Raw genomic sequence first — 14,614 nt, forward strand, 5'->3', positions numbered from 1 at the left:
AAGAACAGAATTTGAGTCAAAATTGGTTTTTTGCTACAATGAAGCCGATTTTGACCAGATTACGATTAAAATTTCTTTTTCTCTTCAACTCTTAGAACAAGGCTGATTCCTATGCCGACTGTTTCAATTTCGCCCGCCACAACCGAAGAACACTATAGCAATTACCTGCAATTCATTGTCACGTTGTCGGAACCATCTGTCGATGTGGTGACGATGAATTACAGGACGCTGCTGAACGGGACAGCAGACGATTTCGATCTCTACTACCGGACGACCGACGGCCGTAATAACGGCACCGTCACCTTCGCCCCCGGTGAAACCTCCGCCACGATTATGATCCGATCCAGTGCAGATTCGATCGACGAGATGGACGAGTCCATCACGCTTGAGTTGAACAACCTGTCGCCAAATGCCGAATTCGAAAATGGCGAATTGGTCTCGCGGGTGTTCGGTACCGTTCTCGATGATGACGCAGAAGGATCGAACCTTGCCGTGTTCGTTTCCGATCCCGTGATCGTCGAAGGTGATGACGGCGCGCGGGAAGCTGTGTTCGACATTGTTTTGTCGCAACCGGCCAGTTCACAATTCACGCTTTCTTATAACACTGCGGACGGGTCGGCGCTGGCCGGGCTTGACTATACGGCGACGAATGGGACGCTGACCTTCCTGTCCGGTCAAAGAACGGCGCAGGTCCGGGTGCCGGTGACCACGGATATGACGAGCGAAACCAGCGAATATTTTTCGCTGGTCGTGACGCCGCCAGATTCACCGGTCATAGACGATACCGGCGCGGTGGGGACCGCGTTAATTCTGGATGATGACAGTGGTCCAGGGCCGACTTTGTCGATCACCGGTGGTGCGACTATTGAACATTATAGCGATTACGTTCGCTTCACCCTGTCCCTGTCGGAACCCGCCGTGGATGCGGTTTCTGTGGATTACCGGCTGCTACTGGACCAAACGGCTTCAGATTACGATCTCTATGGATGGTCTTCGGATTCCAGCAATAACGGAACCGCCACTTTCGCGCCGGGTCAGACCACCACTGATGTTTTTATTCGGCTGCAAAGCGATAGCGATGATGAACGCGACGGTGCGTTCACCCTTGAATTGGTCAATCTGAGCGACAACGCCAATTTCGCCGGGGGGGACAACAGCGTATCGGCGCGCGGTTTCATGCTGGACGATGATGGCGTCGGGCCGAACGCCATTCTCGAAGTCTCTGACCCGGTTCTGACCGAGGCCGACAATGGCACCCAATACGCGGTTTTTGATATTCAACTGTCGCGTCCCGCTGACACAGCGTTCACGGTTGACTATGAAACCGCTGATATAACCGCCTTGGCGGGAAGCGATTATGTCGCCCTTTCAGGGATTTTAAGCTTCAAACCGGGTCAGGATCACGCTTCTGTACGAGTGCAGGTTCTGGGCGATACGACGGGTGAATTTACAGAAAGCTTTGCGCTGAATCTGACACCGTCTGACAACGTGTCATTGGGGACGGCAGGGCTTTCCGGTCAGGCCACGTTGATCGACAACGATACCGGCATCGGTACGCAACCGGTTGTGTCGATCACCAACGTGGTCGAAACCGCAGAGCACTATTCCGGATATTTACGGTATATCGTGACCCTGTCGCAGCCTTCTGATGAAGCGGTTACAGTCGACTATTCGACCCAGTTGGGCACCGCTCTGGACAGCGATCTTTATTACGGTTCGAGCACCGACAGCAATAACGGAACGCTTACTTTCGAAGCCGGTGAAACCTCTCGAAGCATTTATATCAGGGCAGCTTCCGACACTGAGGATGAACGTGACGAATCTGTTTTCCTCACCCTTCGCAATGCTTCCGGTGCGGTTCTGGCGGGCGGCTCCGACAGCCTGACCGCAACCAATTTCATTCGAGACGATGACGGGGTCGGGTTGAACATCGCAGCGGCTGGCCAACCGATGACGGTGGGCGAACCCGCCGAAGGCGTAGCGACAATCACGGTGCCGGTCACGCTTTCGCGCGCTCCAGATTCCGAATTGACCCTGAATGTGGTGGTCAATGGCGGCACGGCCAGCAATGGGTCGGATTTCAGCTTGATAACCAATCAACTGACTTTCGCTGCCGGTCAGACAGATGGTGCCGTCGTGATGCAGGTCAATGCGGATTTTCTCAATGAAAACCCCGAAACCATTGTGCTGAACTATCAACCTGCAACTGGGTCCAGTTTTGCAGGGGTGATCCCGGAACACACGATTACGCTGACAAATTACGCCCAAGCGACGGAAGGTGACGACACCCTGACCGGCAGCGACGGGGATGACAGCATCGATGCTTTGGGGGGCAACGACCGCGTTTCGGGGCTGGATGGGAATGACAGTCTGTCGGGTGGCGATGGTACCGACACGATTAGCGGCGGGGCCGGCGATGACACGCTGATCGGCGGGACAAGTGAAAATGACCTGCGCGACGTCATTTATGGCGGCGATGGCGATGACAGCATTGACGGCGGCTATGGCAATGACGAATTGCGCGGTGAAAGCGGCAATGACACCATCTCGGGTGGATTCGGTGTCGATACCGTCATCGGCGCGGCGGGGGATGACGTTCTGACCGGGCAGGCCTGGTCGGACCTGATTTTCGGCGGCGATGGCGATGATTTCGTCAATGGTGGTTTCGGCTATGATCGGGTCAATGGCGGTGATGGTGCTGACAGGTTCTTTCATCTTGGTGTCTATGATCACGGCAGCGACTGGATTCAGGATTATACTGCTGCGGATGGCGATGTTCTGGTCTTTGGCCAAAGCGGTGCCACGGCGGACCAGTTCCAGGTCAACCTGACCGAAACGGCCAATGCAGGTGTGGCCGGTGTCGAAGAGGCCTTCGTGATCTACCGCCCGACCGGGCAGATCATGTGGGCGCTTGTCGATGGCGGCGCGCAGGGTGAAATCAACATCCTGATCGACGGAACCGAATATAACCTGTTGGTCTGAGCGCGGCGTTCCGAAGATTTCGAAGATCGTTTCCTTGTCCGTTTTGCGTCAATGCCGGGGGAATTTGTAGTACTGTTTCCAAATTCGACGCAATATGTAGTTAATTTTCCTTCACTTACCCCATAAAGGTGTTACACTCGGCGCATTCATTTGCGTCGGGCCTCGCATTGTTTGCTGCCAAGTTTGGCGGGCCCGGGGGGTAACAACACGAAGGACAGGGCTGTGGCGAAAATGATTTCCGAAGCATTTCGTACCGCTTTCGCATGCGCAGTCGTTTCGGTTATGGGGATCACGGGCTCGGCGCAATTTGCGGCCGCGCAGGATGCCGGCGGGACGACTGTTTCAGGCGAAAGCTATATTCCAACGATCTGGATCGACCCGGATGGTTGCGAACATTGGGTGATGGATGACGGCGCAGAAGGCTATATGAGCCCGCATGTGAACCGTCAGGGGATTCCGGTCTGTCGCCGGGGTAATGTCTGTGGCGTTATGAACAGCGATCAGCTGTTTGCGACCGACAGCTATCGCATCAACGCGACGGGACGCCAACGGTTGCAGGATTTCTTCCAGCAATCGCAGGCGCGGGCCTATGTCATCGCCGGTCATACCGACAGCCGGGCATCGGACGCCTATAATATGCGGCTGAGCTATAACCGGGCCAATTCGGTTGCCAGCGTTGCTGCTTCGGTCGGGGCTTCAGTCGTCGACGTGCGCGGTTACGGCGAACGTGTGCCCAAAGCATCGAATTCGACCGCTGCGGGGATGCAACAGAACCGCCGCGTTGAAATCATCTGTATCCGCTGACCAAGCGAGGGAGAAAACGACATGACTTTAGGGAAAGCCATCGCAGCTCTCGCTATGATCGGCACGCTGGCCGGTTGCGAAGTGGCCGGCCACGGCACGGTGGGATCTGACAAGACCCGCGACCGGGGCTTTGACAAGAAACATCTCAGCCAGTTGAAGGCCGGTATCTGGGTCGATCCGAACGGCTGCGATCACTGGATCATCGACGATGGCGTCGAAGGATACCTGTCACAGCGTCTGGACAAATACGGCAAGCCGGTTTGTTCCGGCGCGGCACCTCCGGGCGTGGCGACGGGGCCGTTCAAGAGCGGCAGCACCTTCCCCGATGTCCTGTGATCTGACGGGAATGTAATTTGAAAGCCGCCGGTTTCGCCACCGGCGGTTTTTTTTGTGCCGGTTTCGTGACAATCTGACACTATATCTTGCGTGTTGGCCGGGAAGTTGGCACCATCGGGTTGCAACCAGATGCAAGGAGACCTGATTGTCCCACAGCGTGCTGATCCCGCCCACCGATCCCGAAAGCCTCAATGAAGCGGTTTTGGAATTTCCAGACAATCGCTTGTTGATTGACCTTTGCGGCGAATATGATCGCAATCTGGCCGCGATCGAACAAAAACTCGGGGTGCATATCCTGCGGCGCGGCAATCAGCTGTCGATTCACGGTGAAACCGGCGCGGTGCAAGAATGCGAAACCGTTTTGCAGGCGCTTTATGAACGGTTGGAAGCGGGCCGCGACGTGGAAAGCGGCGATATCGACCGCGAACTCCGCATGGGCAGCGCGGAAACCGAAACCGGTATCCAGGATGGCGACCAGCTGGAAATGTTCCGCGGCGGCAAGGTTGAAATCAAGACCCGCAAAAAATTGGTCGAACCGCGCACCGAAGCACAGAAAGCCTATGTTCAGAACCTGTTTGGCAGCGAACTGGCCTTCGGCATCGGCCCGGCGGGTACCGGTAAAACCTATCTCGCCGTTGCTGTCGGCGTGTCGATGTTCATTGACGGGCTGGTGGACCGGATCATCCTGTCCCGTCCGGCGGTCGAAGCGGGCGAAAAGCTGGGCTATCTTCCCGGCGACATGAAGGACAAGGTCGATCCTTACATGCAGCCGCTCTATGACGCGCTGAACGATTTCCTGCCCGGCAAACAGACCGCCAAGCTGATCGAAGAAAAACGGATCGAAATCGCGCCCTTGGCCTTCATGCGCGGGCGGACCTTGGCCAATGCGTTCGTGGTTCTGGACGAAGCACAAAATGCCACCTCGATGCAGATGAAAATGTTCCTGACGCGGCTGGGCGAAGGATCTCGCATGGTGATCACCGGCGACCGCAGCCAGATCGATTTGCCGCGCGGGGTGTCTTCGGGGCTGCACGATGCCGAACGGTTGCTGAAACATATCCCGGCGCTCAGCTTCAATTATTTCACTTCCAAGGACGTGGTCCGCCACCCCCTTGTCGCTGCCATCATCGAAGCCTATGAGGCGGGTGAAGCCTGATCTCTTTCAGCATACCCGAAATACTCCGGGGGTGTGGGGGCTGGCCCCCACTGCAACGATGCGGATGACAGATGCTGACCGATACGATCCTCGAAGACGACCGCTGGCAGGAGGCCAAGCTGGACCTGTTGGCTGAATCCGCGGCGCGTGCGGCGCTGGTCCATCTCGGTCTTGCCCCCGACGCGTACGAAATCGCGGTGCTGGGCTGCGATGATGCCCGGATTGCCGATCTGAACGCAGATTTCCGCGAAAAACCCACCGCCACCAACGTGCTGAGTTGGCCCAGCGAAGAACGCGGGGCGGAAATTGCCGGCGACATGCCCGACCTGCCCAAAGCCGGACCGGCAGGAACGGACGAAGGCCCGGCCGAGGAACTGGGCGATATTGCCATTTCGTATGAAACCTGCCTGCGTGAAGCGATGCAGGCAGGCAAACCATTAGACCATCATATCACTCATCTGATGGTGCATGCGGTGCTGCATTTGCTGGGCTATGACCATATCCGTGACAAGGATGCCACGTTGATGGAAGGCTTGGAAATCGAAATACTTGGCAAAATGGGTCTTCCTGACCCATATAGGGATACATAGACGGGCGGTGTGCCCGTTCACGTTGGTAAGGTATGATGGGCGATAGCACGGACGGATCTTCTATGGCGGCGCAAAGCGCGCTGCCAACACACAGTACTCGCAAACCCGGTTTCCTCCGGCGCATGTTTGCGACCCACAGCCCCGAAGATGCTGTAGAAGCGCTTGATTCTGATCAGCAGAAGACCGGCCCGGAACAGATCCGGCGGCCACTTGATCTGCAATCTTTGGGACGCATTCGGGTTAATGATGTGGCCATTCCCAAGGCAGATATCGTCGCGGTTTCCGCCGACATTTCCAAATCAGAACTGGTCGAAGTGTTCCGCGATACCGGGTTTTCCCGTCTGCCGGTCTTTGATGGCACGCTGGATACCCCGCTAGGCATGGTCCATCTGAAGGACTTTGCGCTCGGCTATGGCTTCAATGGTGACGGCCAGAAGGATGTCGATCTGCGCGGATTGCTCAGGCCGCTGCTGTTTGTACCACCTTCGATGTCGATCGGGGTTCTGTTGCAGAAAATGCAGACCGAACGGCGGCATATGGCGCTGGTGATCGACGAATATGGTGGCGTTGACGGGCTGGTCACCATCGAAGACCTGATCGAAGAAGTCGTGGGCGAAATCGAAGACGAACATGACACCGATGAAGATCAGTTCTGGACAGCAGAAAAGCCCGGGCAATATCTGGCGGTGGCGAAAACGCCCCTGGATGAATTCGAAGCGGAAAGCGGCCTGTCGCTGACCGAGGCCGAAGAAGTCGATGAAGAAGAAATCGACACGCTGGGCGGGCTGGTTTTCATGTTGGCCGGTCGGGTGCCGGTGCGCGGCGAAGTGGTGCTGCATCCTGCGGGCCATGAATTCGAGGTCGTGGATGCCGATCCGCGCCGCATTAAGCGGTTGCGGGTCCGGTTGAAAACTCAAGGGGCGTAAAATTGGCGACCGCGCGCTCTCCGCTTTGGGCGCTGGCCCCGCATTTCGAAACCTGGATGAACGGGCAGGGATTGCGCCGCCGCATGGGGCTGGCGGTGCTGTTCGGTGCGCTGGCTGCAACCGGGCAAGCTCCGTTTGATCTGTGGCCGTTGGCGCTGGTCGGTCTGGCCGGGCTGTATTCTGGCTTTTTGAGTTCCAACCGCTGGCGGGATGCGGCTTGGATCGGCTGGGCCGGTGGGCTGGGATATTTCGCGCTGGCGCTGGCCTGGATCGTCGAACCGTTTCTGGTCGATATCGCCCGGCATGGCTGGATGGCACCGTTCGCGCTGATCCTGATGGCGTCGGGTCTGGCGCTATTCTGGGGCGCGGCAACAGCCTTGGCCCACCGGGTCGGCAAGGGGCCGGTCGGCTGGATCGCGGCGCTGGCGCTGGCGGAACTGGCGCGGTCTTACTTGCTGACCGGGTTTCCCTGGGCGCTGATCGGCCATATCTGGATCGCCTCTGCGATGGCGCAATGGGCGGCCTGGGTCGGGCCGCATGGGCTGAGCCTGATCGCGTTGGCCGCTGCCGTTGCAGTGCGGCAGATGTTTGCCGCCCATCCGCTGCGTGCGGCTGTCCCGGTTCTCGGATTGGTGGCGCTGTTCGCTGGCGGGGCGTATATCGCCGCGCAGGCCCCGGCACCGCGCACCACCCCGATCGTGCGGCTGGTTCAACCCAATGCGCCGCAACATCAAAAATGGGACCCGGATTACATCCCGGTGTTTTTTCGCCGCCAGATCGACGCCACGACGGCGCTGCCGCGCCCTGACCTGATCGTCTGGCCGGAAAGCGCGGTGCCGGTGTTTCTGGACCACGGTCAGGACACGCTTGGGGTGATGGCAGATGCGGCGCAGGGGGTTCCGTTGGTTTTCGGCATCGAACGGCTGGAGGGGGCGCGGATCTTTAACGCCGCCGCCGTGCTGGGCGCGGATGGGGCGGTCGGGCAGGTATACGACAAGCATCATCTGGTGCCCTTCGGAGAATATATCCCCTTTGGTGATATGCTGAGCCGGATCGGCATTGGCCGGATGTCGGCAAAAGAGGGCGCCGGATTTTCCGCCGGTCCCGGTCCGCGCCTGTTCGATCTGGGCAACCTGGGCACGGCGTTGCCGCTGATCTGCTACGAGGCGGTGTTTCCGCAGGATGTGGCGGCAGCCCCGTCGCGGCCCGAATTTTTGCTGCAACTGACCAATGATGCTTGGTTCGGGCAGTTTTCCGGCCCGTATCAGCATCTGGCGCAGGCGCGGCTGCGGGCCATTGAGCAGGGGTTGCCGATGCTGCGGGCCGCCAATACCGGCATATCGGCGGTGATCGATGCCACCGGCCGGGTGACTGGCAGTCTGCCGCTGGGGCAGGCCGGGTGGATCGATCTGCCTTTGCCGGCCGCGGCGCCGCCCACACTTTATGCGCGCACCGGCGACATTTTTGCAGCAATCGCTATTCTTATACTGCTTCTGGCCGTTATCATGGGTAATGCGGCAGGGCGGCACCGAAAAGCCGATTGACCCAGTCGACCGGCGCGCGTAACCAATACTCATCCCCGCCACAACGGCTTCCTGACGTGGCGGGCAGGAACTAATGGAGCACTTTTCATGTCACGACAGAACTATATTTTCACTTCCGAATCCGTTTCGGAAGGACACCCGGACAAGGTGTGCGACCGCATTTCCGATGCAATTCTGGACGCCTTGCTGGCCGAAGAACCCGAAGCGCGGGTCGCATGCGAAACTTTCGCAACCACCAACCGGGTTGTCATTGGCGGCGAGGTAGGTCTGTCGGATCAGTCCAAGCTGACAGAATACATGGGCAAGATCGATGGGATCGCCCGCGATTGCATCAAGGATATCGGATACGAGCAGGATAAGTTTCACTGGAATACGGTGGAAATCACCAACCTGCTGCACGAACAATCGGCCCATATCGCACAAGGTGTCGATGCCAGTGGCAACAAGGATGAAGGTGCCGGAGATCAGGGCATCATGTTCGGTTACGCCACCAACGAAACCTCGGCGTTGATGCCCGCACCGATCCATTATGCCCATGCGATCCTGCGCCGTCTGGCCGAAGTGCGTAAATCGGGTCAGGAACCGGCCCTGCGCCCGGATGCCAAGTCACAGATTTCGGTCCGCTATGAAAATGGCAAACCGGTCGGGGTGAATTCGATCGTGCTGTCGACCCAGCATGCGGACGAAGAGCAGACCAGCGACCATATCCGCGAAATCGTAGAACCCTATATCCGCGAAGTGCTGCCCGAGGGCTGGATTTCCGACGCCACCCAGTGGTGGGTGAACCCGACCGGCAAGTTCGTCATTGGCGGCCCCGATGGCGATGCCGGTCTGACCGGTCGCAAGATCATCGTCGACACGTATGGCGGCGCGGCCCCGCATGGTGGCGGTGCGTTTTCCGGCAAGGACCCGACCAAGGTGGACCGTTCGGCCGCCTATGCGGCGCGGTATCTGGCCAAGAACGTCGTGGCGGCCGGATTGGCCGACCGCTGCACCATCCAGCTAAGCTATGCCATCGGTGTGTCGCATCCGCTGTCGATCTATGCCGACCTGCACGGTACTGGCGATATCGAATCCGCGGCGATCGAGCAGGCAATCCCCAAAGTGATGGACCTGACCCCGCGCGGCATCCGCACCCATTTGTCGCTGAACCGACCGATCTATTCGCGCACCGCCGCCTATGGCCATTTTGGCCGCGAACCGAGTGCCGATGGTGGTTTCAGCTGGGAAAAGACCGATCTGGTCGAAACACTGAAAGCCGCGCTGTAATCGGACAAAGCCCGCCCGTTTGGGCGGGCTTTGACATCTGCGCCGGTTATCTTGACCATTGAACGGGGCGGCTTGACGCAGTAGAGACCCCGCCATGACTTCGTCGAACAAACATCCCCGTGCGCCTTGGCGCAATTTCTATGGCCGGATTCACGGCAAGACGTTGAATCAGGCGCAGAAGGATTATCTTGTCGAAGACCTCGCGGCGCTGTCGCCCGGCGCGATCGGCTGGGAAGACAACCCCGACCGTGCGCCGATCGAAATGGCACAGCGGTTTCACGGCAAACCGGTCTGGCTGGAAATCGGTTTTGGCGGCGGTGAACATCTGGTCCATATGGGCGAAAGCTATCCCGAGGTCGAAATCATCGGCTGCGAACCGTTCATCAACGGGGTCGCGATGCTGTTGGGCAAGATCCGACGCCTTGGCACGCAGAATGTGGCGGTGCATCCCGGCGATGTGCGCGACCTGTTCGACGTGCTGCCGGATCAGTCGATTGATCGGGCGTTCCTGCTCTATCCCGATCCCTGGCCGAAAAAACGCCATCACCGCCGCCGTTTCGTGACGCCGGAATACCTGACCCCGTTGCACCGGGTGTTGAAGCCGGGATCGATTTTCCGGGTGGCGACGGATATTCCCGATTACGTGCGCCAGACCATGGAAGAAGTGCCAAAGGCCGGGTTCGAATGGCTGGCCGAAGGGCCGGACGATTGGCGCAAGCCGTGGCAGGACTGGATTTCCACCCGCTACGAACAAAAGGCGCTGCGCGAAGGCCGGGTGCCGCATTACATGACCTTCCGCAGGCGCTAAGCGTCGCGTCGTTTTGAGTATTTACAGAACGATGAAAGGGCAGATGGACGGGACTTTGGGTTTCCGCTATCAGGCGGGCAGTCAGTGAGGAGAGCTCCCATGTCAGGCCACGGCACCCCGATCCCGATGACATCGCGCAAATGCGGACCGTTGAGCGGTGAAGCGCATGTGCCCGGCGACAAGTCGATCAGCCACCGGTCGCTGATTCTTGGCGCATTGGCGGTGGGCGAAACGGTGATCACCGGATTGCTGGAAGGCGAGGACGTGCTGGACACGGCCAAGGCGATGCGTGCCTTCGGGGCCGAGATCAGCCGCGATGACGCCGGGGTCTGGCATGTCCACGGCGTTGGCGTCGGCGGTTTCGCCGAACCGGGGGGCGTGATCGATTGCGGCAACTCGGGGACCGGCGTGCGTCTGATCATGGGTTCGATGGCGACGTCGCCAATCGTGGCCACCTTTAGCGGCGATGCCAGCCTGAACAAGCGACCGATGGCGCGGGTGACTGATCCGTTGGCATTGTTCGGGGCGCGCGCGGTGGGCCGGTCAGGCGGGCGGTTGCCGATGACCATCGTCGGCGCGGTCGATCCGGTGCCGGTGCGCTATGAGGTGCCGGTGCCGTCGGCACAGGTTAAATCGGCGGTGTTGCTGGCCGGGTTGAACGCGCCGGGACAGACCGTGGTGATCGAAAAGGAAGCCACCCGCGACCATACCGAAAGAATGCTGGCGGGCTTTGGCGCCGAAATCACCACCGAGGTGACCGATGAGGGCCGGGTCATTACCCTGACCGGGCAGCCCGAATTGCAGCCGCAAACCATCGTCGTCCCGCGCGACCCGTCCAGCGCGGCCTTTCCGGTCTGTGCTGCGCTGATCGTGCCGGGATCGGATGTCTTGGTGCCCAATATCGGGCTAAACCCCACCCGCGCGGGGCTGTTCTATACGCTGCAGGACATGGGCGCCGACCTGAGTTTCGAAAATATGCGCGAAGAAGGCGGCGAACCGGTGGCCGATCTGCGCGCCAAGTTTTCCCCTGATTTGCACGGCATCGAAGTGCCGCCCGAACGCGCCGCCAGCATGATCGACGAATATCCGGTGCTGTCGGTGGTTGCGGCCTTTGCGGCGGGCGACACGGTGATGCGCGGGGTCAAGGAATTACGGGTGAAGGAAAGCGACCGGATCGCGGCGATGGCGGCGGGTCTGCGCGCCAATGGGATCGAAGTCGAAGACGGTCCTGATTGGTGGGTCGTCAAGGGGCGCGGCCACGGCAAAGTGGCGGGTGGTGCGACTTGCGAAAGCCATCTGGATCACCGTATCGCAATGAGCTTCCTGGTGCTGGGCATGGCCAGCGAAAAACCGGTCGGTGTCGATGATGGCGGCCCGATCGCCACGTCCTTCCCGATCTTCGAAGGATTGATGGCCGCTTTGGGGGCCGATATCCACCGCGACGGAGGAATCTGATATGACCCGCCTGTTCTGGGTCGTGTTCGCGACGTCTATGGCCGTTTATCTGGCGATGGCGCTTTGGACCGTGCCGCATCTGGCCGCGCTTACCGATGGTCAGATGATCCTTGATATGCGCCCGACGGGCTATTCCCATGCCGAAGTGGTCGATTATTTGGCCGCCTTGGGCGATGACGGTCGCGCGTTTTATCTGACGGTACAACACCGGCTGGATCTGGCGTATCCCGCCTTGTTGGCGGCGAGTTTCGGCATCGGTTTCGCGATCCTGTATGCGGGGTGGCTGCGTTGGGGTTTGATCGCGGCAGCTGTGCTGGGGATGGTGGCCGATTATAGCGAAAATGCGCATGTCGCGACGATCCTGCACTCTGCGGTCGAGGCGGTCAGCGTGGAAATGGTGCAGAGCGCCAGTTTCTGGACACTGGTGAAATCCGGCGCTGACAGCCTGTGTTATATGGCCCTGCTGATCGGTGGCGGTTTGGCCCTGATTGCGCGCTGGAAGCGGCGGGGATGAAACGCGGCAGTTGCCTGTGTGGGCGCGTTCACTATGAAACCGAAGCTGAATTCGGTCCGGCCACGGCCTGTCATTGCAGTCAATGCCGCAAGATCACCGGCAGCTATTCTGTTGCCGCCCCGGTGCCGCAAAACAGTCTGGTTCTGAGCGGCGAACCGCGCTGGTTGGTATCCTCGCCCGGAACACGGCGTGGGTTTTGCCCCGAATGCGGGTCATACCTGTTCTGGGAAGAAGGCGACGGCTTGACCTGGGTGTCATTGGGAACGGTGGACGGGCCGACGGGAACGCGGCTGGAAAATCATATTTTCTGCGCTTACAAAGGCGATTACCACGACCTGACCGACACGGTGCCGCATTACCGCGAAGGCTGGTCCAGCGAGGAGATCGAGTGATGACGTTTACCATAGCAATCGACGGGCCAGCCGCGGCGGGCAAAGGGACGATTTCCAAAGCCGTGGCCAATAAATATGGTTTTGCCCATCTCGATACCGGGTTGTTGTATCGCGCGGTCGGGGCGCGGATGCTGGACGGGGTCGAACCGATCGAAGCGGCGCGGACGTTGTCACAAGACGCGCTGGAAGCTTCCAATCTGCGCACGCATGAAGTCGCGCAGGCCGCCAGCAAGGTCGCCGCGATCCCCGAAGTGCGCGAAGCGCTGGTCGATTTTCAGCGTGCTTTTGCCCGCCGTCAGGGCGGTGCGGTTCTGGACGGGCGCGATATCGGCACCGTGATTTGCCCCGAGGCCGAAGCCAAGCTCTATGTGACCGCCAGCGCCGAAGTGCGGGCCGAGCGGCGGTTTCAGGAATTGCAGGGCAAGGGGTCGGATTTGAGCTTTGACGAGGTGCTGGCCGAAGTGAAGGAACGCGACGCGCGCGACAGCGAACGCGCCACCGCGCCGATGAAACCGGCCGAAGATGCGGTGCTGATCGACACTTCAAACCTGTCGATCGACGACGCGGTGGCCGCCGCGATCCGCGCGATCGACAGCAAACACGCGGCTGGGTAAGCCCCCGATCCCGATCTGCCGCCCGATCTGCCGGATGTGATCCCTGTTCGCTGCGTGAACGGGTCAGTCCGGCGTATCGGCTGCCGCATCATAACGCTGTCGGCAGACATCGATATTCGTCAGATTGTCGATTGCCCAGCGGCCAATGGACCGCACCGGTTCGCTGAAGGACTTTCCCAGCGGTGTCAGGGCGTATTCCACCTTGGGGGGGATCGTCGGGTGATAGGTCCTGCTGATCAACCCATCGCGTTCGAGTTCCTTCAAGGTCAGGCTGAGCATCCTTTGAGTGATGCCAAGATGACGTTTGAGTTCGTTGAACCGCATGGTGCCACCGTCCAGCGTGATCACGATCATCACGCTCCACCGGTCGCCGACGCGCGCCAGCACGTCCTTTATGCGCTGGCATTGCGCCGCGTCCTGGGCGGGGTGGGCGGCGGTATCTTCCATGTAACCGAGGGTCATTGATGTGCCTTCTTGCGACTGGGCGGGTATAGATTATGTATCCGGTTTCGAATCTATACCGCCTTATGCGTTGAAGAGCAAATGAAGGACCGAAGTCATGTTGAAAGAAAAGCTGAACTGGCGCTATGCGACCAAGAAGATGGACCCGTCGAAAACCGTGCCGGATGAAAAAATCGATGCCATCCTCGAGGCGATCAGCCTGGCACCGACATCCAGCGGGTTGCAGCCGTTCGAGGTGATTGTGGTCAAGAACCCCGAAACCCGCGCCAAGCTGAGCGAAGCGGCGATGGGCCAGCAGCAGCTGATCGAAGGGTCGCATGTTCTGGTTTTTGCGGCCTGGGACAATTACAGCGAAGAACGGATCGACGCTGTCGTCGCCCAGATGGCCGAAGAACGCGGCGCGAACGAAATGCTGGATGCCTATTACACCCGGCTCAAGGCGCTTTATCTGCCGCGTGACGAACAGGTGAATTTCGAACATTCAGCCCGTCAGGCCTATATCGCGCTTGGTATCGCGCTGACGGCCGCCGCGTTCGAAGAAGTGGATGCGACCCCGATGGAAGGGTTCGACCCGGCAGCGGTCGACGAAATCCTTGGCCTGCGGGCGCGCGGATTGCGGTCGGTGCTGGTGGTGCCGCTGGGGTATCGTCAAGAAGACAGCGATTGGCTGGTCAATCTCAAGAAGGTGCGCCGCCCGCGCGACCATTTCGTGACCGAGGTCGCCTGATCATTGGGCAGGGGCCGATTGGTCCCTGCCGTCCC

Annotated in this window: 15 protein-coding genes and 1 riboswitch; of the genes, 14 read left to right on the forward strand and 1 reads right to left on the reverse strand. The window is 59.5% G+C overall.

The genetic code is table 11. From position 1 onward, the window contains the following. The first annotated feature begins 111 nt into the window (after positions 1-111). The 13 genes from TG4357_RS17225 (at position 112) to cmk (ending at position 13,390) form a co-directional block, all read left to right on the forward strand. Entirely contained in the window at positions 112-2,982 is a 2,871-nt protein-coding gene (locus TG4357_RS17225; protein WP_058264136.1) for a Calx-beta domain-containing protein, read from the forward strand. Between the two features lie 231 nt (positions 2,983-3,213). Further along, complete coding sequence (locus tag TG4357_RS17230) at positions 3,214-3,786, forward strand: OmpA family protein (RefSeq protein WP_082644189.1); 573 nt, start codon at positions 3,214-3,216, stop codon at positions 3,784-3,786. Positions 3,787-3,807: 21 nt separating this feature from the next. Next, complete coding sequence (locus tag TG4357_RS17235; RefSeq protein ID WP_058264137.1) at positions 3,808-4,122, forward strand: hypothetical protein; 315 nt, start codon at positions 3,808-3,810, stop codon at positions 4,120-4,122. Between the two features lie 145 nt (positions 4,123-4,267). Continuing rightward, positions 4,268-5,278 (forward strand): PhoH family protein, encoded by a 1,011-nt coding sequence (locus TG4357_RS17240; protein ID WP_058264138.1) that lies wholly within the window; start codon positions 4,268-4,270, stop codon positions 5,276-5,278. A 71-nt stretch (positions 5,279-5,349) separates the two neighbouring features. Continuing rightward, entirely contained in the window at positions 5,350-5,868 is a 519-nt protein-coding gene (gene ybeY / locus TG4357_RS17245) for an rRNA maturation RNase YbeY (protein ID WP_058264139.1), read from the forward strand. A gap of 35 nt (positions 5,869-5,903) precedes the next feature. Beyond that, positions 5,904-6,794 (forward strand): hemolysin family protein, encoded by an 891-nt coding sequence (locus TG4357_RS17250; protein ID WP_058264197.1) that lies wholly within the window; start codon positions 5,904-5,906, stop codon positions 6,792-6,794. A gap of 2 nt (positions 6,795-6,796) precedes the next feature. Next, positions 6,797-8,338, forward strand: a complete 1,542-nt coding sequence (lnt, locus tag TG4357_RS17255; protein ID WP_233487556.1) for an apolipoprotein N-acyltransferase — start codon at positions 6,797-6,799, stop codon at positions 8,336-8,338. A gap of 32 nt (positions 8,339-8,370) precedes the next feature. Further along, a riboswitch (SAM-SAH riboswitch) is annotated at positions 8,371-8,419 on the forward strand. 6 nt (positions 8,420-8,425) lie between these two features. Next, a complete protein-coding gene (gene metK / locus TG4357_RS17260) occupies positions 8,426-9,607 on the forward strand; it encodes a methionine adenosyltransferase (RefSeq protein ID WP_058264140.1) in 1,182 nt (393 codons plus the stop codon). 94 nt (positions 9,608-9,701) lie between these two features. Continuing rightward, positions 9,702-10,415 (forward strand): tRNA (guanosine(46)-N7)-methyltransferase TrmB, encoded by a 714-nt coding sequence (gene trmB, locus TG4357_RS17265; protein WP_058264141.1) that lies wholly within the window; start codon positions 9,702-9,704, stop codon positions 10,413-10,415. A gap of 99 nt (positions 10,416-10,514) precedes the next feature. Next, the gene (aroA, locus tag TG4357_RS17270; protein ID WP_058264142.1) at positions 10,515-11,870 is read left to right on the forward strand and encodes a 3-phosphoshikimate 1-carboxyvinyltransferase; all 1,356 of its coding nucleotides are present in this window, start codon (positions 10,515-10,517) and stop codon (positions 11,868-11,870) included. Between the two features lies 1 nt (position 11,871). Beyond that, positions 11,872-12,384 carry a hypothetical protein gene (locus TG4357_RS17275; protein WP_058264143.1) on the forward strand — a complete coding sequence of 171 codons (513 nt, stop codon included), beginning with the start codon at positions 11,872-11,874 and terminating at the stop codon, positions 12,382-12,384. Continuing rightward, entirely contained in the window at positions 12,381-12,776 is a 396-nt protein-coding gene (locus TG4357_RS17280; protein WP_058264144.1) for a GFA family protein, read from the forward strand. Before TG4357_RS17275 ends, TG4357_RS17280 begins: the two co-directional genes overlap by 4 nt. Then, the gene (gene cmk / locus TG4357_RS17285) at positions 12,776-13,390 is read left to right on the forward strand and encodes a (d)CMP kinase (protein WP_058264145.1); all 615 of its coding nucleotides are present in this window, start codon (positions 12,776-12,778) and stop codon (positions 13,388-13,390) included. The genes TG4357_RS17280 and cmk overlap by 1 nt, the downstream gene beginning before the upstream one ends. 63 nt (positions 13,391-13,453) lie before the next feature. On the opposite strand, the gene TG4357_RS17290 is transcribed toward cmk, so the two are convergent. Next, positions 13,454-13,852 (reverse strand): winged helix-turn-helix transcriptional regulator, encoded by a 399-nt coding sequence (locus TG4357_RS17290; RefSeq protein WP_058264146.1) that lies wholly within the window; start codon positions 13,850-13,852, stop codon positions 13,454-13,456. Between the two features lie 97 nt (positions 13,853-13,949). Here TG4357_RS17290 and TG4357_RS17295 point away from each other — a divergent pair, with 97 nt between their 5' ends. Then, positions 13,950-14,579: a nitroreductase family protein gene (locus TG4357_RS17295; RefSeq protein ID WP_058264147.1), complete on the forward strand. Its 630-nt coding sequence runs from the start codon at positions 13,950-13,952 to the stop codon at positions 14,577-14,579. The last annotated feature ends 35 nt before the right edge of the window (positions 14,580-14,614 follow it).

It is taken from the genome of Thalassovita gelatinovora (assembly GCF_001458355.1).
Taxonomy (GTDB): domain Bacteria; phylum Pseudomonadota; class Alphaproteobacteria; order Rhodobacterales; family Rhodobacteraceae; genus Thalassobius; species Thalassobius gelatinovorus.